Source organism: Xanthomonas floridensis (assembly GCF_001642575.1).
Classification (GTDB): domain Bacteria; phylum Pseudomonadota; class Gammaproteobacteria; order Xanthomonadales; family Xanthomonadaceae; genus Xanthomonas; species Xanthomonas floridensis.
Genome location: NZ_LXNG01000019.1, coordinates 1 through 22,978 on the forward strand (window position 1 = coordinate 1; position 22,978 = coordinate 22,978).

The following is a 22,978-nucleotide window of genomic DNA, read 5'->3' on the forward strand; positions in this document are numbered from 1 at the left end:
TGCCGTGGGGAAGGTGTGCCTGTAGCAGGGGCAACACCGCGCACATGCGCCGGAAACGGCCAAAAACCGCAGGCCTGAGCGTCATTGGCGCGACCGATGCGGCTTACCTCATCCTCCGATGGCGTTGTTCAGACCTTCCCTAATGCCCTATCGAGTGGGCGCGCCTTGAGTCGGTTCGCTCATCCCGCGTGCCAGTTCTTGCTGTTGGGCAACTGCGCGTTCCTGGGCGATGGTTTGATTGGCGGCCAGCAGCTTCTGGTCCGACTGTTCAACCGGCGTACGGATCGCCTGATCGATGTCCACATGCACCCGCTTGTGTGCAGGGTCATCCAGCCGTCCCTCCACTGCAAACACGTTGCCGGTCTTGCCCATCACCACATGGTCCACGCGGCTCAGCGCGTTGTCTGCCAGCGACCGGTCGCCTGCACCCGGATAGGCATCGCGGTTGTCCTTGCACACCGCCAAGAGACTGCGGCTGACACGCTCGCTCATCGCGTCGTAGGGCTTGCCCACGCTTTCATCGATCTTGCGCACGCCACTGCGGATCTGCTCCAGCATGGTGTGGTCGGGGTGCGCGGGATCGTCAGGGCCACGCAGCGCGGTTGACGCAGGCGCGCTGGGCACCACCGGCACATGGGTATGGTCCTGCGCCGGACTCACGCTGCCATCTTGGGTGTGATCGAAATGGTGCAGGGTGGGCGGCGCGGTGCTGCTGTCGTGGTACGGAAACGGCGTCTTGTTGGCGCCCCGGTCCAGGCCTTCGTTCTCGATTAGGCGCTCCTTCAAGCCCAACGCCGCCATATCGATGGTCACCTTTGGCCGGGAGCCCTGATACAACACGTTCGCCTTGTCTTCGGCCTGCACGATCTGCTCCACAGCCCAAACCCCGTAGTAGTTGGGGTAGTCCGCAGTTGGCTGCAGTTGCCCGGCCTGATTGCGGTGCTCGCCAAGCCCCACCGGGCGTTGACCTGGCTGCGCGTAAAGCGGTGAAGGCCGATCAAAATAATGCTGCCCCATCGCCGCGATGTTTCCCGGCGTCTGTGAAAGGCTGCCGTCTTGGTTGAAGGCAAGATTCGGCTTCGCTATCGCCCCGGCGGGATTTGCAGGGTCCCTTGATATGAAGTCCATCTGCCTTGTGGTTCGGGCGGCCATCATCAAGTCCAAGCCGTTCGCAGCGGGGTTAAGCTGCTTCTCGCGGCTCAGCAAAGCGTTCCAACCCGCAATCTCTGCCTTCGCCTCGTCTTCCCATCCCGCCTGAATATAGGCCGCCAGTTCATCTGTATAGTCATGTACCGGGCCGGCGACCTTGGCTTGACGATCAACATCAGCTAAGAATTGTGCTGTTGCTTGAGTCTTGGCCTTGTGGTTAAAACTGTGCTGTATTTCATGGCCTAAGACGAATGTGAGATCTTGTGGGTTGAAGCGCCCGCCCGGTGTGGAGGGTGATGCCGACTGCAGTCCAATCGTGGGCAGGTTCATGACCTTTTGATTTCCGTCATACGTCCCTCCGGCAGCAACGCTAGGCCCAACGAAACCAAATCCTTCAAGTTGAGCTCTTTGCGGATGGCTCTTATCGGATGTATCGATAGTCGTAGCAGCTTTCTTGATCTCGTCCGCAAGGTAGGGTGACTTGTTGATGCTCGACTGAAGGTTGTCGAGCATGTCTTGCGTGACCGGATGATGGTTCCTGGCTGAGTCCTGATACGTGCTGTGAGCGAACGACACCGACATCTGCTGAACCTGCAATACAGCTTTCAAATCGGCTGTTGCCGCAGTGCTAGATGGCTGCAGGCTTGCTGCAGGTAGCGTAACGACCCCGCTCTGCTTATCGTAGGTTCCTGTCAAATTTGGCTGCGGGTCATTCGCAGCTTGCACAGCGAAACCTCGAAGCTGCCCGGCCTGCGCTTGCTGTTCAAACTGAGCGAGCAACTTGGAATCGGAAGCTAGCGCATTGCGGACCTGTGCTACTTGGTCGCCACTGACGCCTTGCCCAGCAGACAACTGTGAGAGCGCGGCTTCCAGCTGTGGGCTTGGCTTGGCCATGTCTTATTCTCCTGAGTGACCTAGCGCCCGTTCAATGTGCCAATCGACTTGACACAAAGCTGCGTTGGTTCGCGGTCATTCAAATTCTGAGTGATCACCGATATGACGATGTTTCCCCCAGCACCATTGTTAGCGAGCTTTGTATAACGCCAGTCTTCTATCTGACCAATCGGGCCATAGGTGGGGGCAGCATCAAAGCCCATCGCTCGGAGTGCTTTGTCAAAGTGATTGAAATCCAGCGAACATATCGCGAACATGCTCGCCCCATCATCTGCGCTGTTCTGAAATGTCAGGTCGACGCCTTTCAACAAAGAAGGAGACTCTGGCACGTACGTGAAAGCATATCGCCAACCATCAGCCAGATCCGCGCTCCAGTATCCCACCGCCAGTCGTCCTGCTTCTGGCTTTTTCAACGTGATTCCCATTACGTCCCGAATGCGCTCAGGACTTAGGTCATCACGAGACTTCAGCCCCTCGATCAGCTTTAAGAACCGATTGCCGATTTCCTCAACGCTTAGCGTAATTCTGTCGGCCGTGACGGCCTCCGGCAAGGTCATGTCAGCGTGCTCCTTCGCAAGCGGCTTCGAGGGTTGGGACACTGTATGAGCACAAGCGCCCAGTGCAGGAACATTGAGTGCGGTTAGGAAGAGCAGGGCGGCTCGGGAGAAGCGCATCAGCAGATCCTGAGAGATGAGGTGTGAAGCATACAGTGTGTCATTAGACGGTTCGTTCATAGGTCGCCTCAAGCTGCCCTACAACAGTCAGTTGAAGCAAAGCTATTATGTCCGCTACTTTTACCGCGACAAAGCTATTTTTCACACAGCAGGATGCATCCCGGGAGAACCTAAGCATGATGCTTGAAAGAATCAAATTTCCCTTCATTTACATACTTGAGCTGCTGATCTGGTTGCCATTGCTCATCTCTTTTGACGTCGTCACCCAGTTTCTTTCATCCAAGCCCGTCGCCGATCTCGACCTTCAAGGTAAGTCCCTGCCAGCCACTTGGGAAGCTGCGGTTCCCAGCCACGGCAAGTTCTTGCAGGGCTATCTCATCTCCCATCATCCCGTTGCATTCGCATGTGGCGCAGCGGCAATGATCGGCTTGGGGTCCCTGCTATACCGTGTTAATCGGGCACAGGTGGCGCAGCGCGCCGCGGCTGGCACTGATGGGCGCAGGCATCATGCCATTGCGAATGGACTTGTTTTCGCTACGCTGGCGCTTATCGGCTATGTCTTCCTGACACGGTTCTGGGTCGGTACCAGCGCGGTCTAACGATGCCTGACGGGATCGTGTCTGATCTGCGTTCGGCACTTCAACAGGGACTGGCCATCACATCGAGGCCGAAAGACACCGGGTAGTTTCCTTGGCAAATTCACGTCGTTGCGGTGCTCCCAATCACCGGCGCCATCGAATGAGCGTCGATGACAGGGTCTCGTTTTCCGCAGTGGTACTCTTTGCGCCAGCCCAGTCCGGGACTGCGGCAGCAAGCTCTTCCACGCGACAGTCAAGTCAACCTTGCTTCGCACTTGGCCGATCCTCGGAGTCAGGCGCCATGTCAGACATGCTCGTCAACATCGACGTCAATGATCTTGAAGCTGCCGAGCGCTTCTACTGCGCGGCGTTTGCACTTCGCCCCGCACGCCGGTTCGGTGCAGATGCGGTTGAACTCATTGGCGGCTCCTCCACGCTGTATCTTCTGGCCAAGCAGGAAGGAACCCCGGCATTTCCAGGCGCGCAGCTAGCGCGCTCTTATGCGCGACACTGGACGCCGGTCCACTTGGACTTCGTTGTAGACAACCTTGAGCAGGCGGTTGAGCAGTCGATCGCCGCCGGCGCTACGCAAGAGACAGTGATTCGCGACAACGCATGGGGGCGCATTGCGCTGATGGCAGATCCGTTCGGGCATGGCTATTGCCTGCTTGAATTCAGTGCTGCTGGCTATGACGCGATAGCGTCTTGACGGTCGTGTGTCGAATCATCCGCCCAAGTTGGGCCCATCGTGCGGGCGTGGGCCATGTGCAAAGCCGCAGGCGCGCCCCGCCAATCGCTCAAGCCGCACCCGCCTGGCGGGTACGCTCACCTGGTGTTTGACTGCATGGACACAATCGCGCGCTCTTCGGCACCGCATGACCTGGGCGATCGCATCCTCAAGGTGAATCACGCCGGCGAGCATGGCGCCATCAGCATCTATAGCGGGCAGATCTTCATGGCGCGCTTGACCGCACCCGGCCTGGTCGATGAACTCAAGGCGTTCCGTTCGCACGAGCAGCGCCATCGTTCCATCTTTTGGGCGGAGTTGCGCCGTCGTCACCGCCCACGCTGTCGCAGCTATTGGCTTTGCGGCTTCGGTGGCCTGGTCCTTGGCCTCATCACGGGTCTTATGGGATCCGGCGCCATCGCGGCCACGACGGTGGCGGTGGAGAGCGTCGTACTCCGGCACCTGCAACAGCAGCTGGTGGCGTTGCAGCGGAGTGACCACGCCGCTGTCGCTGCGATCTCTTCCATCGTTGCGGAGGAGCAGCAGCACCACGATCACTCCGCCAGCCACGTCCAGGCGGGCACGTTCTGGCCCTGGCTGCTGTCGCCCATCGTGTCCGCCTCCACGGAGGCCGTCATCTGGTTGGGTATGCGGCGATGACCTTGCCGACGAAAAGGGCCGAACCCGCCCGTACGTGCTGTGTCCCTCCGATTGCCTGGTATGCAGGCCGCAGATGAGCGACACCCGCTGCAAGGAACTTTGGTACACCGGTCCAAACGATGAGCAACTCTGTGCGCTCATCAACGATAGGAGGGGCTGGCTGATGTATCTGCGCGACCCCGAGGGTGTAGGCTTTAGTTCTCGCAACCCAGATTATGACGGCCCGGCTGATGCGACCATCGACTACGTTCTTTCCAATGGCCAGGTAGATAGCTATCCGGCGGCGTGGGCCTACCCAACCGAGATCGTCATGAAGGCCGTCGAGCACTTCATCCTGACGGGCCTCGCTGCCCCCTTCGTGCGGTGGCACAACGACGCTGGCGACGGCCAGGATCCGCCCTTGGAGTCCACCAGACAACGTGGTCAAACGCGCTCACCCACCCTGACACCGCTGCCACCCACCCGCGGCAGCCGACACCTGCTCCCATCCATTGCGCAGCCGCTTCATCGCTTGCCCGCCCACGCAGGCGTAACCCAGTTGTTTGGCCTCTGCCGTGCCCAGGCCCGGCAGCGCGATGATGGAGTCCGACGGAGCGGGGCGCCCCTGGCTGCGCGCCTCGTGACGCAGCATCATGTTTTCGATGCCCTGGCAGTAACCCACCATGCCCGGATGCGGGTGCGCGCGGTATTTTTCGCAATTGAACGGCGTGGTGTCGCGCGCCATCGCGTTGTACGGTTGCCGCGTTGGCGGGATGTATTTGCTCGTGGCCTTGCCCGTGGCCGAGCGCATGCTCTGCGCCGGCGCGACCTGTACGCACGCGAGAATGCACAGCGCCGTCAGCGTCAGCGCGACACGGCGCGCAATGGTGATCCTGTCCATGGTGTTCCCCCTTGTCCGCACCGATCCTAGCCCACGCGTTGGCGATGCGGGTGGTTCAGTCCGCTTGGTGCTCAGGGCCGTCTCTGACGTCTGTCGCCGCTACGACACAACGATGTCGCGACGCAAGGTCGCCCAACGCAATCGTGTGCGCGGCAACCACATGCGGACATCGTCCTGCGGCGCAGCAAGTACAGCGATCAGCGCAGCCGATGACGCATATCGACGCGCCGCATGGGGCGAGGCGGGTACCACGGCGTGTTCTCCACGACAAAACGTCTATGCCATCATCGGCACCGGCATCGCCGCCCACAAACACGCACGCAAAGGTCAGTCACGCACCCATGGGAAAGCCGCACACTCCGGACACCGCTGCATGCGATGTCGAAGCGCTGATCAAACTGATCGAAGGACGCTGGAAACTGGTGTTGCTGTTCCACTTGTTCGACGGGCAGGTGCAGCGTTACTCCGATCTGGAACGCCTGGTCCCCGGCATCTCGCAAAAGATGCTGGCCCAGCAACTGCGCCAGCTCGAACGCGACGGCCTGGTGCTACGCACCGTGTATGCGCAAGTGCCGCCGCAGGTGGATTACCGCCTCACCGCATGGGGCCAGGCACTGTGCCCCGCACTGGAGGCCATGCTCACCTGGGGCGAGGCGCGCAACGCGACGGGTTGAGCGTTGGGCCGCTCTACCGGTATGGGCGAGGTGCATCGCATCAGTTGGGTTATGCCCACCGCGCATGGTTTGCCGATTGCGATCATCCCTGCCGGGTAGGGCGCTATGCCACCGCGCATGGCATGCATTTCCCACCTCACATCACGCCGAGGTTGCTGGCCGCTTGCGCCACAACGGCATCAGCGCGACCAACCCAAGCACTGGGCCAGGCAGCAGCACCCACGCGATATGCAGCCCCAATGCGTCCACATACCGCGTGGTCACGCCGATCGCCATCACCGTGATCGCAAAGCCAATCGCGTTCTGCATCGACAACGCGCTGCCCACGATGGCAGGCGGGCATGCACGTGCAGCCAGTGCGGAAAACTGCGGTGAGTCCGCCACCACGCTGGCGCCCCACACCAGCATCAACGCCAGTGCCGCATGGCCCGACTGCGCACCCAGCCACGGAAACGCCAGGCAACACAGTGCCGACATCAGCAACGCCAGTGCTGCCACGCGCGCGCTGCCGATGCGCGCACTCAACTGCCCGCCCAGCACGCAGCCCACCGCCCCTGCGGCAATCACTGCAAACGCCAACGTGGCCGTGCTCACCCCAAGCGCCTGCGCCAATCCGGCGCGCGCGATCAGCAGCGGCGTCAGCGTCCACATCGCATACAACTCCCACATATGGCCGAAGTAACCGAACGTGGCCGCGCGAAAGTCCTTCAACGAAAACGCCTGCAATACCGCGCCGAACGCCAGCGTGCCGCCCACCCGAGCCGGTGCAGCCGCGCCTTGCCCCAGGCGCAGGATCATTACCGCCGCAATCACTGCCAGGAGCGATGCCACCACCATCGGCGTCTGCCACGGCAACGCGCCACCCGCCGCCTTGATGCCTTGCGGCAATGCCGTGCCCAACGTCAGCATGCCGACCAGCCACGCCAGCGCCTTGCCCGCATGCTGCGGCGCCCACTGCACGACCAGCTTCATCCCGATGGGGTAAATGCCGGACAGGCATAGCCCCACCGCAAAACGCCACACCATTCCGGTGGCGACATCGCTGGCAACTAGCGCAAAACCCAGATTGCACGCCGCCCCGGCGACAGCGCAGCTGGCAAAGATGCGGCTGGCCGCAAACCGGTCGGCCAACCCGCTCAGCGCAAAGCTCAACGTGCCCAGGATGAAGCCCACCTGCGTGGCCATGGTCAGCCACCCGATTGCCGCTGCACCCACGCCCCATTGCCGCATCAAGTCGTCGGCCGCGCTATTGGCCGAAAACCATAACGAAGTGCCCAGCAACTGCGCCACGATAATCACCAGCAGCGCAGTGCTGGATCGCATGGGTGCTGGCACTGCGTACGTCATCGAATGGGCCTTATGGGTGCGCATCGCCATCTTGGTCGCGGACGCCGAGCTGAAGGTACGTCATGCCTGGTGTCTACGGCTGCCGGCATGGCGCGGGACCCCATCAGACGCGGTCGTGTCGTGGCGATGAGCTTACTGCAGGTGCCTGCCCGCCGCTCTCGCTCGCGAGCCGATGAGGTGTGCCTGGACCTATGAGGCTGCAGCACCCCGAAAAGATGCCGGCGAAGCTCCCTCGATCGTCAGAGGCGGGAACGAAGGCTCTCCCGGCCCTGCCGCGCCCGCCGCCGGACGGTCCACATGGCGGCAGGCAGTCAGTGCACGCGCATGTCCAATTCCGTACAGTCCGTTCGTCGTTGTTGCAAGGCTGTCTTCCTGCCCACCACGTATCGCTCCTGCCGGGGCGCACAAGGAAACTGCAATGCGCGAGCTGAAATTGATGATGTCGGTATCGTTGGACAGCTTTGTCAGCGGGCCGGATGGCGAGGTGGACTGGATATTCAGCGGCGACCAGGAGGCGATTGCCTGGAAGGTCGCCACTGCGTGGGAGGCCAGCCTGCACATCATGGGCAGCCGTGTGTTCGCAGGAATGGCCTCGTTCTGGCCGACCGCCGACTCGCCGTTTGCGCCGCCGATGAACCAGATCCCCAAGGCGGTATTTTCTGCGCAGGGCGCGGGAGTGCTGGAAGCGGCCGTCTCCGTGCTCGCGGCGGCGCAGGCACAGGCCGCTGCTACCGGCGTGCCATTGCAGGCTGGCGCCCGGAGTTGGTCGCAGGCCTATGTGGCCAGTGGCGATCTTGCCGAGGAGGTGGCCAGGCTCAAGGCACAGGGCGACAAACCGATCATCGCCCATGGCGGTGCGGCGTTTGCGCGCAGTTTGATTGCGCACAATCTTGTGGATGAGTATGTCTTGGGCGTGTACCCGATCGTGCTGGGCAAGGGCTTGCCGATCTTCGATGGCCTGCCCACCCCACGTCCGCTGACGCTGGTCGGTACCAAGACCTTCCCCAGCGGATTCATGGCGCAAACGTATCGGCCGGTGTGAGCAAGTGCGTCAGCGTCAGTGCTGGTACGTCGCGGCTGGCAGCGAGCGCACAGCGGGGACGGCGTCTGCCGCGCGATGAGGGTTGCCGCGATGACAGCCCTGCTTAGAGCGTGTTATGTACTTTGAGGTGAGTGCGAAGCGTCCTGTGGCGCGTCGAGACAAGGCGCGCAACGCGGTATCGGCGCGCCACAGGGCGCTTCCCGGAGGGTTGGCCGTCAGCGGCACGGAGCCGGCGCCGCGCGGCTTGCCTTGGCGCCAGCCAAGCCGGCGCCACGCAGCACCCGCTCCGCACCGCTGACGGCCAACGCATCTCATCTCAAAGTGCATAACACGCTCTAGAGCGGTGCGGCGTCTGATGGAGAAAGCAAGGCGTGCAGCTCGGCGGCGGCAGGCGCATAGGGCGACGATGGTTGGCGTGCGGCGTTTTGCGTGCCGAACGAAGCGGCCAGAAACACCAGGCCCAACGCCGCCGGCAGTGCGCCCTTGGGCTTGCGCACGCCAAGGTGAGCCATGCCGGACAACAGCAGGTGATACAGGATGCCGGCATAGGCCAGGTCACTGAGCGCCAGGTTGAAGCGCGACAGGATGATGAGCGGGCCCAGCAGCTTGATTGCGATAATGAAAGGCACCAGCAGCGGTGCCGAATAGCCCAGCTCTGCCTGTGCCTTGCGCACGAACTCGCCTTTGGCGATGTACAGCCCGGCAGAGGTCAGATAGAGCAACGAAAGCAAGGCGGTACTGATCCAGTAAACAGAAATGGCGGTCATGGGGGTTTTGTGTGCGACAGGCGGTTGCCAAGTGCACGCAGAATGTCGTCTAAGATGACTATTGAAAAGTAGGATGAATATCTGGTGCTTAGTATGAAAAAGCAGACCATTGCCGCGGGCGGAAGCACATGCACGAGGAAATGCGGCGCGCATTTTCGCTGCTGTCGGGCAAGTGGAAACTGGAAATCATGTGGCTGCTCAATCAACGCATGTATCGCTTCGGCGAGCTGCGCAAGGCGATCCCCGGCATCACCCAGCACATGCTGACCGCGCAGTTGCGCGAGCTGGAAGCGGATGGGTTGATCACCCGCACGGTGTTTGCAGAAGTGCCGCCGCGCGTTGAATACGCAATCACGGCCAAGGCACGCGGACTTGGTCCGACGATGGAGGCATTGACCGCGTGGTGGCAGCAGCACGGAGACACCGTCGCGAAACGGCCTGCGTCGCGCGGGCGCAAGCCGGGGGCTTGACTGCGAAGTTGACTCGCCGTTTCGCAAGTACAGACCGGCGTTGGGGCATCAAACAACGTTCGATACCGCTGCCTTCAAAGCGGAAGCCGCCGCACGATGTAGTTCACCACGTTCTCCATCGCACCGGGATCGGTGTTGCTCAAACCCACCACTACGTAGCCCTTGGAGGGCACTACCACGAATGCAGTATTCGCGCCCGGCGCTCCGCCCTCGTGTCCGTACTGTCTTTCTTCCCCTTGTCCGCTGACCATGAAGCCATAGCCGTACCAGTGTTTATGGTTCTGCGGCAAGGTGGCCGCTTCCAGCAATGCAGGCGACAGCAGTTTGCCCGTACGCAGTGCTTCGCCGAATCTGAGCATGTCCGCTACTGTGCTGTAGCCGCCACCGGCCGCCATTCCGCGCCATGGTAGCGATGCGGTTTCCGCCTGCCAGGTGCCGTCTCGCTTGGTATATGCGATCGCCCTGCCCGCCACTGGCGTCGACTCCGGCTCCGACCCTGTCGATGCCATACCTGCCACGCGGTAGATGTGTTGCTCGACGTAGTCGTAGTAGGACTGGCCACTGACCGCCTCGACGATCGCGCCAAGTACGATGTAGCCGAAGTTGGAATAGCCATCCTGACTGCCGGGTATCTGTTCTGGAGGCGTCGCGCCGAATCGCTTGATGTAATCGGTGTGCGTTTTCAGGGTTTGCGAATAGCTGCTGAAATCGTCGCCGAAAATCTCGCCGAGTCCGCTGGTGTGGTTGAGCAGTTGGCGCACCGTGATGGAACCGGCGATGGCCTGGTCGGGGTAAGCAGGCAGGTAGCGGTCGATGGTGCCATCGAGCGATAGCTTGCCGGCATCCACTAATTGCAACACTGCCACGGCGGTGAACATCTTGTTCAACGATGCAAGCCTGAACCGTGTTTCCGGCGAGACCGCCAGTGCGGCCGATCGATTTGCCAATCCGCCCTGCCACTGCAACAGCGGCTTGCCGTCTTTGGTTACCGCCAGCGCGCCGGACAGGCTGTCTGCGACGGCCAGTGCCTCCAATTGCTGGGTTGCCATTTGCGCAAGCGCTGGAATCTGCATGCGTTTGGGACGGTATGCTGCAGGTAATTCCACACCTTCAATCTGGAAAAGACGCACATCGACGGGATCGGTCTGATCCAGCTCGACGGTCACCAACAGGGCACGTTCGCTCGGTTGTACCTGCACGATCACTTCGACTTTGCTGGGGCTGCTGGATTTCACGGTCAGCACGTTGAAATCGCCCATGGATGCATGCAGGTCGGCATCGTGCTGTGCGTTACGGTCGATCTTGTACGTGGTGATGACCGCCTGCAGCTGCTGCGTGCTGCCCTGATTGAAGGCGGTGAGCCAGCGATGGAAGATCTTCTCGGGTGTCGGGGCCGGCGAGACTGGCTTGGACCAGCCAGTGGCAGTCCAGAGCAGAAGGGCGGCAGCAAGCAGCGTGAGACGCGTCATCCGGTTCGCCTACTGTGGCAGCTAGTGGGTTCGCGGATCATCACAGGAACCATAGCTCAGCACAAAGCGGTGGCGCTGATCGTGCTGGCCAGGCAGTTGGCAAAGCAGGCGTTGGTGGTCGGAAGGGCCCTGGTTGTTCCGGTCGCGTGGTCCCGTCTGGCAGAGCTTGCACGCTGCGCGACGCAGTGGATGGCGCAGCTGCTGGCGAGCGCAGGCCGCGCTGGAGACGCCCTCATCGCATTCAGGCCGATGGAGCGAGATGCTCCAGACCCCACAAACGCCGACGCCCCGATCAAGTCGGGGCGCCGGTGCGATCTCTCGTACAAGTCAGCAAATCCATCTGCGTCGCGACGCGTTACCCGTAACAGTTGATTACTGCTGTCGCGGCGCGGCCTCGATGCGGGCCAATACGCCACGCGACACGGAGGTTGCTTTTTACTTGGATGCGTCGCGGACCTTGTCGGCAACCTGGCCGGCCTTGGCCTGGACCTTGCCGATATTCTTTTCGGCGGCGCCTTCCAGCTCGGTGCTCTTGTCGCCGGTGACGCGACCGATGGCTTCCTTGACCGAGCCCTTGACCTGCTTGGCGGTACCTTCGATACGGTTCTTATCCATGGGACGTTTCTCGTAGTTTGGGAACCCGGCCAGTCTGTCTGGGCCGGTGTGAGCATGATGTGCGCTCGCGTTCGGCCGGCCCAGTTGCCAATGCACTAACCGCGTTAGTGCATTCGCTCCAACGTGTGCAGTTACTTCTTGCGCGCTGCCGGTTTGCTGCTACGGCCGGCAAAGCCGCGCTCGCGTGCCCACACGATGGCCTCACCGCGGCTATGCACGTCGATCTTTGAATACAACGCCGCCACGTGATTGCGCACCGTGTTGGGCGAGACGCCCAGTTCCTGCGCGATCTGTTTGTCGGCCAGGCCCTCGGCGATGTGCCCGAGCACGTCGCGTTCGCGGTCGGTAAGCTCGGCGATGCCGCAGCCGTTGGCCTGGCTGGGACGGTTGGCGCGCCGCACGTTGGCCAGTTTCTCCAGCAGGCTCTGACTGAACCACGACGCGTCCTGCATCACCGCTTCGATGGCGGTCACCAGCTCCATCTCGGTGCGTTTGCGGTCGGTGATGTCCATCAGCGACAGCAGATAGCACTGCACGCCGTGGATGCTGACGGTTTCTGCGGAGACCAGGCAGTCCAGCTGCTCGCCGTCCTTGCGCGCAATGGCGTATTCGACATTGAGCATGCTGCCGGTTTCGGCCAGTGCGCGATGAAACTGCTGGTAGGCCTGGCGGCTGGGAAACAGGCCGATTTCCTCGATGGGCTTGCCGACGATGTCTTCAGTGGCGTACTGGGTGATCTGCGACACGGCATCGTTGATTTCCACGATCTGCAAGGTCTCTGCATTGCACATCAAGGTAGGTACCGGGGTGATGCGGAACGCCTTGGCAAAGCGTTCCTCGCTTTGACGCAACGCCACCTCGGCGCGGCGGCGCGGCTCCAGGTCCATGAAGGTGAACAGCATGCAGGCTTCTTCGCCGATCTCGATCGGCTGGCCGGCCACCACCACCAGTTTGGTGGTGCCATCGGGCAGGCTGAGTTCGGCCTGCATCTGCGGGATGGTGGCGCCCTCGTTGAGCCGTTCCAGCCCCAGCTCACGGCGGTCGGCCATCTCCATCACGTCCACTTCGAACACGCTCTTGCCCACCACCGCTTCGCGCGTGTAGCCGGTCATTTCCAGAAAGCCCTGGTTGGCCTTGATATAGCGCTTGTCCTCGAGCCGGCAGATGCAGGCCGGCGCGGGATTGGCATTGAAGGTGCGTTCGAAGCGCTGTTCGGCGCTGGCCCAGTCGCTGGCATCGGCCACGATCAGCACCAGGCAATCCGGCTCGCCTTGCGCGTCGGTGAGCACCAGGCTGCGCACGCGATGCACCCACTGCGCATCGGTGCCTTCGCGGAACACTTCCACCACCACGTCGTTGAACACTTCGCCGGCAATCACGCGGTCGATGGGGTAGTTGCCGGCGTTCAAGCGATGGTTGTTGCGATAGCGCAGCTGGAAGCGAGCGCGGTAGTCGCTGACGGTGGCGCCCAGCTCGGCGAGTTCGCTGGCGCCATGCATGGCCAGCGCGGCCTCGTTGGCCCAGGTAATGGTCTGATCCGGCTCGATCAGGATCACCCCTTCGCTCAAGCCGGTGATGATCTGCTGCAACTGGCGGCGATTGGTGGAACTGGGCGGGCTGCTGGGAAGTGTGGCTTCACTGCCTGACGACATGGGTGACCCTCGGGCAAACAACGGCGGTAGAGAGCAACAGTGGGCGCTCACGGTAGCGGCTGCCTGACGCGAATGCACTAGCTGCACTGGTGCATCCGGCTCAGGCGTCAAGCCGGCGCCGCTTCCACACTGGCCCCACTTTCACTGCAATGAGGCCACTCCATGGCACAGGTTGTCCGTCCTTCCTACGCCCCCAAGATGTCGTGGGGCGCCGTGCTCGCCGGCTGCACCATCGCGCTGGTGACGTATCTGACCCTGAGCGTGCTGGGCACCGCGATCGGCGCGTCCACCATCGACCCGCTGCGCGAGGCCAACCCGGTCAGCGGGCTGGGCACCGGCGCCGGCATCTGGCTGGGGCTCAGCACGCTGGTGTCGGTGGCGCTGGGCGCGTTCGTCGCCGGCCGCCTGGCCACCGCGCGTGGCGGCACCCACGGCTTGCTCAGCTGGGCAGTCACGTCGCTGGTCACCACCTGGTTGGTGGCCGGGCTGGCCAGCAGTGCGGTCGGTACCGTGTCGGGCGTGGTCGGCAAGGGCTTGTCGCTGACCGGCCAGGGCATCGCCGCAGCCGCGCCGAGCCTGGGTAACGGGGTGCAGGATGCGCTCAAACAGCAGGGCATCGACCTGGATTGGGGCGACCTGCGCGGCCAGCTGGACACGCTGCTGCGCCAGACCGGCAAGGCCGAACTTGACCCCGAACGTCTGAAGGCCCAGGCCGAGGATGTGCGCGATGACGGCAAGGCCGCCGCTGGCGATGCGGCGCAGACCCCGCAGCAGGCCTCCGACGCCTTCGCCGCCTGGTTCGACCGGGTACGTGCCCAGGCCAAGCCGGCCATCGATGCCGCCGACCGCGATGCGCTGGTCAACCTGATCATGGCCCGCAGCGGCAAGCCGCGCGCGCAGGCCGAGCAGATTGCCGACAACTACGCGCAGACCTATCAGCAGGCCATGGCGCAGTACGCCGCGCTCAAGCGCAGCGCCGAGCAGAAGGCGCGCCAGGCCGGTGACGTGGCCGCACGCGGTATCTCCCGCGCGGCCTGGACCACGTTGGTGCTGCTGATCCTGGGCGCAGGCATCGCGTTTGGCGCCGGCCGTGCGGGACGCCGTACCGACCCGATCGTCGTGGTGTAGGCCCTGCAGGCTCCGGGCATGCGCTGGCATGCCGCTGCCCGCAGCAAGGCGCCGCGGCGGGAGACGGCGCCACGTTCCAGGGAGTGGACCTGAGCAAGGCACCGGGGTAACCCTTCGCGGCGACGGATGCCGCGGCTCGCTCGACACCGGGCCCTCTAGGGATGGCCCGGTGTTTTTTCATCCACAGCGCGGCCGCCACACCTGCGCCGTCCGCAGCACGGGAGTGGCGCCAACCGCCATGCGGTGCACCACGCCAGCGGCTGGCTGCGGCGTGCCTAAACACGTTGGCCGCAGCGCATGTCGCTCGCCGCTGCAGCCCGCGTCCTGCCCGGCCTGCGTGCCACAATGCCGCCACTTCCTACCAGGCACGGCCGCCACGTGAGTACAGCCCACCCCGTCGTTGCGCCGAGCGGTCTGGAGTTTCTGTCTGGCGGTGGGTTCATGGGCGCGACCATCCGCGCGCACGACTGGGCCGCCACGCCGCTGGGCGACCCGCACACCTGGCCGCAGTCGCTGCGCTCGGCATTGTCGATCATGCTCAATGCGCGGTTGCTGGGCGCGGTGCTGTGGGGGCCACAGCTGCGCATGTTTTACAACGACGTCTACCTGCAGTCGTTGGGCGACCGCCACCCGCATGCGCTGGGCCAGCCGGTGGCCGAGGTGTGGGGCGAAACCTATGCACCGATCGCCGACGATTTCGCACGGGTGATGCGCACCGGCGATGGGTACGCCCAGGCAGCCATCGCCCTGCCGATGCTGCGCAATGGCGTCTACGAAACCACCTACTGGAATACCACCGCATCCCCCATCCGCGGCGAGGACGGCAGCATCGTGGGGCTGCTCAACATCGCCATCGAAACCACCGCCCAAGTCGCGGCCGAGCGGCATCGCGACATCCAGAACGCGATGCTGAGCAACCAGAACACGCATCTGGTGCACGAGGTGGTCAACCGCACCACCGAACGCGATCGGGCGCTGGAAGCGGAAACCGCCGCGCGCCGCAACGCCGAGCGCGTGCAGCTGGCGCTGGCGGCCGGGGCCATCATCGGCACCTGGATCTGGGACCTGCCCAACGATGCGTTTTCGGTGGACGAGGCGTTTGCCGAGAACTTCGGCTTCGACCCATCCAGCAGCCGTACCGGCTTGCCGTTGGAACTGGTGATAGCCAACGTGCATCCCGACGATCGCGACGGCCTGCGCGCAGCGATCAACGAGGTACTGGCACGCGGTGGTGCGTATGCGCACCAGTACCGGGTCAGGCGCCGCGACGGCAAGTACTACTGGCTGGAAGCCAACGGCCGGGTGGAACATGCGCCGGACGGTACGCCGCTGCGGTTTCCCGGCGTGTTGCTGGATATCGATGCGCGCCACGCCTTGTCCGAAGAACGCGACCGCGCCCTGGCCGCGTTGCGCGAACTGAGCGAGACGCTGGAACAGCGTGTCACCGCACGGACCAGCGAGCTGATGGTGGTGGAAGAGGCGCTGCGACAATCGCAGAAGATGGAAGCGGTGGGCCAGCTCACCGGCGGCCTGGCGCACGACTTCAACAACCTGCTGGCCGGTATTTCCGGCGCGCTGGAACTCATGACCTTGCGCATGGAGCAGCAGCGTTTTGCCGAGCTACCGCGTTACCTCGGCATCGCGCAAAGCGCCACTACGCGCGCGGCATCGCTGACGCACCGGCTGCTGGCGTTCGCGCGGCGGCAGACGCTGCTGCCCAAGCCGACCGATGTCAGCCAGCTGATCGTCGACATCCTGGAGCTGGTGCAGCGCACCGTAGGGCCGGGCATCCGGGTGGAGAGCGTGCCCAACCCGGTGCTGTGGCCGGCACTGGTGGATGCCTCGCAGCTGGAAAACGCGCTGCTCAACCTGTGCATCAACGCGCGCGATGCCATGCCCGATGGCGGGCAGCTGCGCATCGACACCAGCAACCACTGGATCGACCACGGCCTGGCGCGGCAACTGGGCATGCGCCAGGGCCCGTACCTGTCGCTGTGCGTCAGCGATACCGGCACCGGCATGCCACCGGATGTGGTGGCGCGCGCGTTCGACCCGTTCTTCACCACCAAGCCGCTGGGCGAGGGCACCGGGCTGGGGCTGTCGATGATCTACGGCTTTGCCAAGCAGTCCGGCGGCCAGGTGCGCATCCAGTCGGAAGTGGGCAAGGGTTCGCGGGTGAGCATCTATCTGCCGCGGCATCTGGGCGCTACGGCGCAAACCGACGCACACGAGCAGCCGTTGCAACTCACCCCCACCGATGCCGGCGAGACGGTGCTGATCGTCGACGACGAACCGTCCATCCGTTTGCTGCTGGGCGAAATACTGCAGGAGCTCGGCTACACCGTGATCGAAGCCGGCGACAGCGTGGCCGGCCTGGGCATCCTGCAGTCGGAGGTGCGCATCGACCTGTTGATCAGCGACGTCGGCCTGCCCGGCGGCATGAACGGCCGCCAGATGGCCGACGCCAGCCGTGCGCATCGCCCCGGTCTCAAAGTGCTGTTCATCACCGGCTTTGCCGAGAACGCGCTACTGGACGACCACCACCTGGAACCGCGCATGGCAGTGCTGACCAAACCCTTCAGCGTGAGCGTGCTGACCGCGCGGGTGAAGGAGCTGATCGCCGCGCAGGCGTGAGTGCACAGGCACACGCACTGACCTGCGCTGCGACATCCTGCACCGCGACCACTGCAGCGTGCGTCCATGGCACGCTGCGTTGGTTGCCGGTTGCAGCGGTCTGCTTCACTTGTCGCGGCGTCGATCGCGCAAGTACGCCTCGACATCCTGCAGCGTGACGCGCCCACTGCCGCTGCGATCGATCTGCTCGAAGTGCGTGGCGACAAACCCGAGCCCGCGCGCTTGAGCCTGCTGCTTGGTGAGTGCATCGCCATGCGCCAATGCACCGTCGACGCCGAGCGTGCTGGCGATGCGCTGTTGCGCCTGATCTTCCAGGGTGTCGCCGGTGCTGTCCGTGCGTACCGTTTCCACGCCGACGTGACCGGTAGGCATGAAGGGGCCGTCGATCCCTCCGTGGCGGGCGGTGGTGGTTGTGATGGACGCGACGCGTTGCGGTGGCAACGCTTGTGCCCCGACGGTGGTTGCCACCACGCCGAGCATGCCAGTGGAGTAACGGACGCAGCGGAGCAGGCGCATCAGAAGTTCCTCACGATGGATGAGCGGAGCGATCATGGCGTTGCCGTCGCAGGAGCGGCATCGACATTGCGATTGTCCGGCCCTGGCGAATCCAGCAAGGCCAGCGGCACCGCATCGGCGATCGGCGCGTTGGCGTAGTAGGCGGTCAGGTCGGCTTGCAGCTTCGGGCGCGAGGTGTCGTCGAGATAGGTCATGTGGCCGCCCGCGTAAGTGGCCACCTGCACATCGGCATCGAGATTGCGGATGGTGCGCAACCGCGCGAGTTGCTTTTCGGTGCTGTAGAACGGCGTTGCAAGATCGTGATAACCGCTGACCGCAAACACCTTGAGCGCCGGATTCAGGCGCAGCGCCCCCAGCAGGTCTGGCAGGGTATCGGGCAGGAGCGCAGGCATCCCACGCCCGCTTCAAACACTGGATTGCAAGCCGATGCCAATGCGATCGCTGCGCAAAGGAAGCTCATGCGCTGCGCCAACGCGTCATATTTGTCTGCTGCATTTCATTTTCGCAGCCCTGTGCAGATGCAGACCTGCGAGCGACGACGCCTCGACGCGATCGACGACAAGGTCTGCGACGGCTGAAAAAGCCGATCGGACTGCGTCAGCGACCAGACACTCTCGCCGCTAGACGCGTTGCGCCTTGAGCTGCTCATCCTGTTGCTGCGTGGCAGCTTGCCGACTTTGCACATCAGGCGTGCGCTGTTCCAGAAGCGCCAGTTCGCTGAACGAAGTTTCGACGGGAGTTGAGGCCGCTTGAGCTGCGGGCATCTGCGCCCGCAAATGAGCGGGGTTGCCGGGATCACCCTGGACGATGAAGACTTGCTGTGCCTGATTGGCGTATTTGCCTTGATCGCTCAACATCACATGGTCAACGCGCTCAAGGCCATTGGCCACGGCGAGATTGGTCAGGCTCGCGGTCATACAAGCGCTCTTCTCGTCGCGCTCGTGTCCTATCTGCTGGCCCAGCGCTGCGACGCCTGCTTGGCACTGTTGATGCAGCGCGTGACGCGGATGGCCGGGCTGGTCCGGTGTCAGCGAAGTGTCTGTCGGGCCAGCAGCGCTGAACAAACCAGACGTACGCGGCGCTGCAGGCACAACCGCTGGTGTGGGGAGAAATGGTTGGATTGCGTCCTCGGGTGACAGGCCATGCTGCCCTACCTTGACCTGGTCACTCCAGGCAAGCTTTCCCTGGTGATCCATAAGGATCAACTTGCCTTCCTTCATGGCCTCGCCTACCAGCTGCGCGAGCTGCTCTTTGGACGCACCGGGATGGGCTGCGGCGATGCCTCTTCCAACTTGGTTGTTGTACAAGTCCATCGCCTCGCGGTTTGCAGGATTGCCCGGCCTTCCCTCGTGCGCGGTGGCGAATGCCTGCGCCCATTCGTTGCCGAATTCCTTGGCAAGCAGCGCATTCCAGTAGGTATGACGAAAGGCATCGCGATGCCCGTCATTGAGTTGCCACTCCTCAGCCTGCTCTTTTGGAATCCCTTCGGGAACTGGCTGGTCCGGGACGTGCCGCTTGCTCTCGCGAAACGCCAGATCATGTGTTTCCTTGAGTTCGAGCAGGCCTTGCAGGCCCCGACTCCAGGTCATCTCGTCCATGAGCTTTCCCTCAGTCCTGGTGACCTCGATCGAGGGCGTAAATGGGATGTTTACCATCCCCGCAAACCGTGGGTGATACTGGATCATCTGATCGTCCTGCACCTGAAACTGGTTACGGATTTGATCCAAATCAGATTTGTCGGACATCCTTGTTTCCCTCATTAACCCTGTACGGTGTGGTGACTGATCACTTTCCCGTCTTTATATTCGATATCGTATTTCTGTGTATCAACTGCATAGGGTGAAACGCCGAGGTAGTACACGTCCCTGGAAGTCGTTTCACCAATTCTTGTGTAATCGGGCGGGCCTAATAGCGAGATGACGTCATCCCTGCGCATTCCCACATGAATAGCCTGTTTCAGCGCTCCCACCATGTAAATTCGCTTGTTTTCTTCAAGGCCGACGCCGCGTTGCGATTTCCATACGGTTGCATCGAAGTCTTGTGTGGTTTGCATGGTACACGCGGCCAATGGAGTGAAAAATAAAAGAACCGCGAGCGCAATGACCTGCGCTGATGGAATATGCGTGTGCAGTGCCGGCATTTTACATCCTAGATGTTTAGCGAATGCCAGCCCGTGAGGGTTGCTAGCCGCACCGTCAGGATCCCATTCGCGCATTCCAATGACTCGCAGGGCGTGCATCGAAGCATAGTATGAAATCTTCCAGCGCGGTTAGTCGACATGGTCATCGGCTGACTGGCGCTGGATGGTGAGTTCAAGCAATCGCCATTGCATTACAGCAACTCACTCCACGCTTGCCGCCACCAGCCGTTGCCACAACGCGGCGTTGGCCGCGTCGTCCGGTTCCAGCGTCGCGAGCACGCCGAGCGCGTGGTCTTGCTGCTCGGCACCATGGCGGGCGAGCATCGCCAGCGCGGCGGCCAGGCGACCGTAACGCAATGCGCGGCCCAGGGTGGTGGCCAGCAGAGTGGTGTCGTGCTCGGGGCGCTGTTCGTCCAGCGCGGTGCCCAGCACCGGCGGCAGGTCCCAGGTGGTGGCGATCGTCTTGGCCACTGCGGCGGTGTGGCGTTCGACCAGCGCGGCGGCTACCTCCAGGCTGTAGGGCAGGCCGGGGCGTTCGGCGTAGGCATCGCGCAGCACCCGCAGGATCACCACCGCGCCCAGACCCTGCAGCAGGCCGGCCAGCTGGGCCGACAAGGTGTCGCCGCCGCGCTCGCGCATGTAGGCCGCCGCCGCCGTGGCGGTGCGCAGGGCGTAGTCCCACACCGCGGCCGGCAGGCGCGAATACAGGCCGCCGTCCAGGCTCAGCACCGGCTGCATCACTGCTGCAGCAACGATCTGGCGCACGCCCTCGGTGCCGATATGCACCACCGCCCGTTCCAGGCTTTCCAGCGGAGCGCCTTGCGGGCGATACAGGGCACTGTTGGCGATGCGCAGCAGGTTGGCGGCCAGCGCCGGGTCCTGCGCAATGATCGCGGCGATGCCGCGCCCGGAGGCGTCCGGGTCGTTGACCGCGCGCATCAGCTGCGGCAACAGGTGCGGGCGGCGCGGCAACAATTGCGGACGCAGGTCGACATGCGCCAGTGCACCGCCCACTGCCTCCAGCACCGCCAGCTGTGCCGGGTCGGTGGGCAGGCTGTCATCGGCCAATGACGGGGTGTCCATCACCACCGCGTACATGCGTCGCAGCAACGGGCGCATCGGCGGTGGCGCGTCCTGCAGGGGGGCGGCCACTGGCTGGGACGACGGTGGTTGCGGTTCGACCTGTTGTGCTTGGACCACGACCGGCTCCGTTGCGGGCGCCGGTACCGAGGCGATGGGGGCCGCGCTGCCGGTCGCCGCCGGCGTGGCAGGGTCCTGCGCGCGCTGGCGCATCCGCATCCAGACGACGGCGCCGACGATCATCGCGACAGCGAGAAGGCCGGCAACAAGCAGCAACACAGTGGCGAGGATCATGGGTAATTGTCTGACTCAGTGCCGCGACTATCGGTGATGGCGGGCGCGGCGGCAATGTGGAGCGCGCGCGCAGGCGCGCCGCCAGGTCGCGAACGCTTGGCCGGTGTCATGCCTGCGCGACCCGGCATACCGCGGGTCCGCGTCGCGCAGGCGAGGCGAGCGGCGAGGCGAGCGGCGAGGCGAGCGGCGAGGCGAGCGGCGAGGCGAGCAGGTGCTGGCGAGAAGCGTTGCGTCCGGTCGCCCCGCAGGGCCAGTCGCCCCCCCACATGCGCGCTGTCACCATTGCCCGGTAGCATGCGCAACGTCCACTGCCAGCCGAGCGAGTGCCTATGTCCACCGTTACGCTACACCGTGTGTTGCGCGCCAGCCCCGAGCTGGTCTACCGCGCTTTCCTGGATGCCGATGCGATGGTCAAGTGGCTGCCGCCGGCCGGCTTCACCGGCAGCATCGAGCACCTGCATGCGCACGTTGGCGGTACCTTCCGCATGGCCTTCACCCATTTCGCCAGCGGGCAGCGCCATGCCTTCGGCGGCACTTACCTGGAGCTGCAGCCTGGCGCCTTGCTGCGCTACAACGATGTGTTCGACGACCCGTCCCTGCCGGGCACCATGCTGACCACCGTGCGGCTGCAGGCGCTGCCATGCGGCACCGATCTGCACGTGGTGCAGGAAGGCATTCCCGAACAGATTCCGCTGCACGCCTGTTATCTCGGTTGGCAGGATTCGCTGACCTTGCTGGCGCATCTGCTGGAAGCGCAGCCGCAAGCCTGACCCGGGCTTGTCCGGGTTAATGTGGTTCGCACCACGTCTGGCAGTCGAGGTACCAGTTTCAGTTCCCGTGCCGCCGCCGTGCCATCGCCGGCGGCGCGAGTGAACAGGCGATTGCTGCGCGCGGCACCGTAGTGATTGGATGCGGCGTGTTTCCCCAGAGGCTGTGGGCACCGTTGCTGGCGACGGCGCGCCCTGTGGCGTATCGACGCAGTGCGGAAAACGAGATCGCAAGTGCGCACCCACGACAAGCTGCAACGCAGCAATGAGCGGGGTGTCGTCAAGCTGACCACTGCGCTGCACGTCACGCTAACGCACCGGCCCTCACTATGCGTTACCAGCTGTGCAGTTCTAGAGCATCTAGGCAGCTTAAAGGGTGCAGGCATCCGCAGTTGGACCACTTTCAACGGACATCACGCCAGGCGTGGTGTCCGTTTTGCCATGCGCGCCGGGAAATGCTGCCACGGTACGCAGGCAGCTTGTTGCGAGGAGGTTGAAGTCACCCAGGGCACGCGGGGCAATGCGCTCACCGTCGATAGGTCCTGACAGTGCGACGCGGTGCATTCGAGTGGGGCAACCTTCGCGTGCGACGGACACGACGCCACGTATGACGCCCGCTTTGTTATAGACGCTAGACCTTGCCTCGGCACGCAGGCAGATCGTGCCGGGCAACTGTCATCGACCAGCACGCGAGGCCAGGCGATCAACGTTGGTGTGGCCTGGTGACGCCACAGGCACGGGGTACTGTAGTGCAGGGACTTCGGCACGGATCAGACACAGCCCAGCGCTCGCGTTGCACGGCCAGTGACAGAAACACCAGT

The 22,978-nt window shown here is 63.4% G+C and carries 22 protein-coding genes and 1 pseudogene; 10 read left to right on the plus strand and 13 right to left on the minus strand.

Annotated elements, in window-relative coordinates; all coding sequences use genetic code 11:
* Window positions 1–147: 147 nt before the first annotated feature.
* Both A7D17_RS23660 and A7D17_RS11910 read right to left on the minus strand, forming a co-directional pair.
* Window positions 148–2,043, minus strand: a complete 1,896-nt coding sequence (locus A7D17_RS23660; protein WP_064509277.1) for an XVIPCD domain-containing protein — start codon at window positions 2,041–2,043, stop codon at window positions 148–150.
* A 20-nt stretch (window positions 2,044–2,063) separates the two neighbouring features.
* Window positions 2,064–2,717 carry a hypothetical protein gene (locus A7D17_RS11910; RefSeq protein ID WP_064509354.1) on the minus strand — a complete coding sequence of 218 codons (654 nt, stop codon included), beginning with the start codon at window positions 2,715–2,717 and terminating at the stop codon, window positions 2,064–2,066.
* 107 nt (window positions 2,718–2,824) lie between these two features.
* Here A7D17_RS11910 and A7D17_RS11915 point away from each other — a divergent pair, with 107 nt between their 5' ends.
* The 4 genes and pseudogenes from A7D17_RS11915 to A7D17_RS25240 all read left to right on the plus strand — a co-directional run.
* Entirely contained in the window at window positions 2,825–3,316 is a 492-nt protein-coding gene (locus A7D17_RS11915; RefSeq protein ID WP_239692172.1) for a hypothetical protein, read from the plus strand.
* Between the two features lie 280 nt (window positions 3,317–3,596).
* Window positions 3,597–4,004 (plus strand): VOC family protein, encoded by a 408-nt coding sequence (locus A7D17_RS11920; protein WP_064509278.1) that lies wholly within the window; start codon window positions 3,597–3,599, stop codon window positions 4,002–4,004.
* A gap of 135 nt (window positions 4,005–4,139) precedes the next feature.
* A complete protein-coding gene (locus A7D17_RS11925; protein WP_064509356.1) occupies window positions 4,140–4,682 on the plus strand; it encodes a demethoxyubiquinone hydroxylase family protein in 543 nt (180 codons plus the stop codon).
* Between the two features lie 73 nt (window positions 4,683–4,755).
* Window positions 4,756–5,040 (plus strand): annotated as a pseudogene (locus A7D17_RS25240) (Imm1 family immunity protein); the annotation flags it as partial.
* Window positions 5,041–5,115: 75 nt separating this feature from the next.
* On the opposite strand, the gene A7D17_RS11930 reads toward A7D17_RS25240, so the two are convergent.
* Window positions 5,116–5,562, minus strand: coding sequence for a hypothetical protein (locus tag A7D17_RS11930; RefSeq protein ID WP_064509279.1), 447 nt, complete (start codon window positions 5,560–5,562; stop codon window positions 5,116–5,118).
* 341 nt (window positions 5,563–5,903) lie between these two features.
* Here A7D17_RS11930 and A7D17_RS11935 point away from each other — a divergent pair, with 341 nt between their 5' ends.
* Window positions 5,904–6,236, plus strand: coding sequence for a winged helix-turn-helix transcriptional regulator (locus A7D17_RS11935; protein WP_064509280.1), 333 nt, complete (start codon window positions 5,904–5,906; stop codon window positions 6,234–6,236).
* A gap of 141 nt (window positions 6,237–6,377) precedes the next feature.
* On the opposite strand, the gene A7D17_RS11940 is transcribed toward A7D17_RS11935, so the two are convergent.
* Window positions 6,378–7,559, minus strand: coding sequence for an MFS transporter (locus A7D17_RS11940; RefSeq protein WP_064509281.1), 1,182 nt, complete (start codon window positions 7,557–7,559; stop codon window positions 6,378–6,380).
* A gap of 442 nt (window positions 7,560–8,001) precedes the next feature.
* Between A7D17_RS11940 and A7D17_RS11945 the strand changes: the two genes are divergently transcribed.
* On the plus strand, window positions 8,002–8,625 hold the full coding sequence (locus tag A7D17_RS11945; protein WP_064509282.1) for a dihydrofolate reductase family protein: 624 nt from the start codon (window positions 8,002–8,004) through the stop codon (window positions 8,623–8,625).
* Window positions 8,626–8,960: 335 nt separating this feature from the next.
* Here the strand turns inward: A7D17_RS11945 and A7D17_RS11955 are convergent, their stop codons facing one another.
* Window positions 8,961–9,392 (minus strand): DoxX family protein, encoded by a 432-nt coding sequence (locus A7D17_RS11955; RefSeq protein ID WP_064509284.1) that lies wholly within the window; start codon window positions 9,390–9,392, stop codon window positions 8,961–8,963.
* Window positions 9,393–9,520: 128 nt separating this feature from the next.
* On the opposite strand from A7D17_RS11955, the gene A7D17_RS11960 reads away from it, so the two are divergent.
* Entirely contained in the window at window positions 9,521–9,862 is a 342-nt protein-coding gene (locus A7D17_RS11960) for a winged helix-turn-helix transcriptional regulator (RefSeq protein WP_064509285.1), read from the plus strand.
* Between the two features lie 74 nt (window positions 9,863–9,936).
* Here A7D17_RS11960 and A7D17_RS11965 read toward each other — a convergent pair whose 3' ends face one another.
* The 3 genes from A7D17_RS11965 to A7D17_RS11975 all read right to left on the minus strand — a co-directional run bounded on the left by A7D17_RS11965 (window position 9,937) and on the right by A7D17_RS11975 (window position 13,598).
* Entirely contained in the window at window positions 9,937–11,331 is a 1,395-nt protein-coding gene (locus A7D17_RS11965) for a serine hydrolase domain-containing protein (protein WP_064509286.1), read from the minus strand.
* Between the two features lie 435 nt (window positions 11,332–11,766).
* The gene (locus A7D17_RS11970) at window positions 11,767–11,946 is read right to left on the minus strand and encodes a CsbD family protein (RefSeq protein ID WP_064509287.1); all 180 of its coding nucleotides are present in this window, start codon (window positions 11,944–11,946) and stop codon (window positions 11,767–11,769) included.
* 131 nt (window positions 11,947–12,077) lie between these two features.
* The gene (locus A7D17_RS11975; protein WP_064509288.1) at window positions 12,078–13,598 is read right to left on the minus strand and encodes a helix-turn-helix transcriptional regulator; all 1,521 of its coding nucleotides are present in this window, start codon (window positions 13,596–13,598) and stop codon (window positions 12,078–12,080) included.
* A gap of 162 nt (window positions 13,599–13,760) precedes the next feature.
* Between A7D17_RS11975 and A7D17_RS11980 the strand changes: the two genes are divergently transcribed.
* Window positions 13,761–14,726, plus strand: a complete 966-nt coding sequence (locus A7D17_RS11980) for a hypothetical protein (protein ID WP_064509289.1) — start codon at window positions 13,761–13,763, stop codon at window positions 14,724–14,726.
* Window positions 14,727–15,167: 441 nt separating this feature from the next.
* Window positions 15,168–17,360 (plus strand): ATP-binding protein, encoded by a 2,193-nt coding sequence (locus A7D17_RS11985; RefSeq protein ID WP_323210186.1) that lies wholly within the window; start codon window positions 15,168–15,170, stop codon window positions 17,358–17,360.
* Window positions 17,361–17,465: 105 nt separating this feature from the next.
* Here the strand turns inward: A7D17_RS11985 and A7D17_RS11990 are convergent, their stop codons facing one another.
* The 5 genes from A7D17_RS11990 to A7D17_RS12010 form a co-directional block, all read right to left on the minus strand.
* On the minus strand, window positions 17,466–17,840 hold the full coding sequence (locus A7D17_RS11990; protein ID WP_082861930.1) for a hypothetical protein: 375 nt from the start codon (window positions 17,838–17,840) through the stop codon (window positions 17,466–17,468).
* Window positions 17,841–17,908: 68 nt separating this feature from the next.
* Window positions 17,909–18,268 carry a hypothetical protein gene (locus A7D17_RS11995; protein ID WP_064509290.1) on the minus strand — a complete coding sequence of 120 codons (360 nt, stop codon included), beginning with the start codon at window positions 18,266–18,268 and terminating at the stop codon, window positions 17,909–17,911.
* Window positions 18,269–18,496: 228 nt separating this feature from the next.
* On the minus strand, window positions 18,497–19,621 hold the full coding sequence (locus tag A7D17_RS12000; RefSeq protein ID WP_153041936.1) for an XVIPCD domain-containing protein: 1,125 nt from the start codon (window positions 19,619–19,621) through the stop codon (window positions 18,497–18,499).
* A 14-nt stretch (window positions 19,622–19,635) separates the two neighbouring features.
* Window positions 19,636–20,016 carry a hypothetical protein gene (locus A7D17_RS12005; RefSeq protein WP_064509292.1) on the minus strand — a complete coding sequence of 127 codons (381 nt, stop codon included), beginning with the start codon at window positions 20,014–20,016 and terminating at the stop codon, window positions 19,636–19,638.
* A 201-nt stretch (window positions 20,017–20,217) separates the two neighbouring features.
* Window positions 20,218–21,390: an HDOD domain-containing protein gene (locus tag A7D17_RS12010; RefSeq protein ID WP_064509293.1), complete on the minus strand. Its 1,173-nt coding sequence runs from the start codon at window positions 21,388–21,390 to the stop codon at window positions 20,218–20,220.
* Between the two features lie 329 nt (window positions 21,391–21,719).
* On the opposite strand from A7D17_RS12010, the gene A7D17_RS12015 reads away from it, so the two are divergent.
* Complete coding sequence (locus A7D17_RS12015; protein ID WP_064509294.1) at window positions 21,720–22,160, plus strand: SRPBCC family protein; 441 nt, start codon at window positions 21,720–21,722, stop codon at window positions 22,158–22,160.
* The last annotated feature ends 818 nt before the right edge of the window (window positions 22,161–22,978 follow it).

What these genes read in the sequence shown, in the direction of transcription:
- A7D17_RS11945 (WP_064509282.1), top strand. Translation starts at nt 8,002, where the DNA reads ATGCGCGAGCTGAAATTGATGATGTCGGTATCGTTGGACAGCTTTGTC.
- A7D17_RS23660 (WP_064509277.1), bottom strand. Translation starts at nt 2,043, where the DNA reads ATGGCCAAGCCAAGCCCACAGCTGGAAGCCGCGCTCTCACAGTTGTCT.
- A7D17_RS11965 (WP_064509286.1), bottom strand. Translation starts at nt 11,331, where the DNA reads ATGACGCGTCTCACGCTGCTTGCTGCCGCCCTTCTGCTCTGGACTGCC.
- A7D17_RS11910 (WP_064509354.1), bottom strand. Translation starts at nt 2,717, where the DNA reads ATGCGCTTCTCCCGAGCCGCCCTGCTCTTCCTAACCGCACTCAATGTT.
- A7D17_RS12000 (WP_153041936.1), bottom strand. Translation starts at nt 19,621, where the DNA reads ATGTCCGACAAATCTGATTTGGATCAAATCCGTAACCAGTTTCAGGTG.
- A7D17_RS11915 (WP_239692172.1), top strand. Translation starts at nt 2,825, where the DNA reads ATGTCCGCTACTTTTACCGCGACAAAGCTATTTTTCACACAGCAGGAT.
- A7D17_RS11970 (WP_064509287.1), bottom strand. Translation starts at nt 11,946, where the DNA reads ATGGATAAGAACCGTATCGAAGGTACCGCCAAGCAGGTCAAGGGCTCG.
- A7D17_RS12005 (WP_064509292.1), bottom strand. Translation starts at nt 20,016, where the DNA reads ATGCCGGCACTGCACACGCATATTCCATCAGCGCAGGTCATTGCGCTC.
- A7D17_RS11995 (WP_064509290.1), bottom strand. Translation starts at nt 18,268, where the DNA reads ATGCCTGCGCTCCTGCCCGATACCCTGCCAGACCTGCTGGGGGCGCTG.
- A7D17_RS12015 (WP_064509294.1), top strand. Translation starts at nt 21,720, where the DNA reads ATGTCCACCGTTACGCTACACCGTGTGTTGCGCGCCAGCCCCGAGCTG.
- A7D17_RS11925 (WP_064509356.1), top strand. Translation starts at nt 4,140, where the DNA reads ATGGACACAATCGCGCGCTCTTCGGCACCGCATGACCTGGGCGATCGC.
- A7D17_RS11955 (WP_064509284.1), bottom strand. Translation starts at nt 9,392, where the DNA reads ATGACCGCCATTTCTGTTTACTGGATCAGTACCGCCTTGCTTTCGTTG.
- A7D17_RS11990 (WP_082861930.1), bottom strand. Translation starts at nt 17,840, where the DNA reads ATGCTCGGCGTGGTGGCAACCACCGTCGGGGCACAAGCGTTGCCACCG.
- A7D17_RS11940 (WP_064509281.1), bottom strand. Translation starts at nt 7,559, where the DNA reads ATGCGATCCAGCACTGCGCTGCTGGTGATTATCGTGGCGCAGTTGCTG.
- A7D17_RS11930 (WP_064509279.1), bottom strand. Translation starts at nt 5,562, where the DNA reads ATGGACAGGATCACCATTGCGCGCCGTGTCGCGCTGACGCTGACGGCG.
- A7D17_RS12010 (WP_064509293.1), bottom strand. Translation starts at nt 21,390, where the DNA reads ATGATCCTCGCCACTGTGTTGCTGCTTGTTGCCGGCCTTCTCGCTGTC.
- A7D17_RS11935 (WP_064509280.1), top strand. Translation starts at nt 5,904, where the DNA reads ATGGGAAAGCCGCACACTCCGGACACCGCTGCATGCGATGTCGAAGCG.
- A7D17_RS11980 (WP_064509289.1), top strand. Translation starts at nt 13,761, where the DNA reads ATGGCACAGGTTGTCCGTCCTTCCTACGCCCCCAAGATGTCGTGGGGC.
- A7D17_RS11960 (WP_064509285.1), top strand. Translation starts at nt 9,521, where the DNA reads ATGCACGAGGAAATGCGGCGCGCATTTTCGCTGCTGTCGGGCAAGTGG.
- A7D17_RS11985 (WP_323210186.1), top strand. Translation starts at nt 15,168, where the DNA reads ATGGGCGCGACCATCCGCGCGCACGACTGGGCCGCCACGCCGCTGGGC.
- A7D17_RS11920 (WP_064509278.1), top strand. Translation starts at nt 3,597, where the DNA reads ATGTCAGACATGCTCGTCAACATCGACGTCAATGATCTTGAAGCTGCC.
- A7D17_RS11975 (WP_064509288.1), bottom strand. Translation starts at nt 13,598, where the DNA reads ATGTCGTCAGGCAGTGAAGCCACACTTCCCAGCAGCCCGCCCAGTTCC.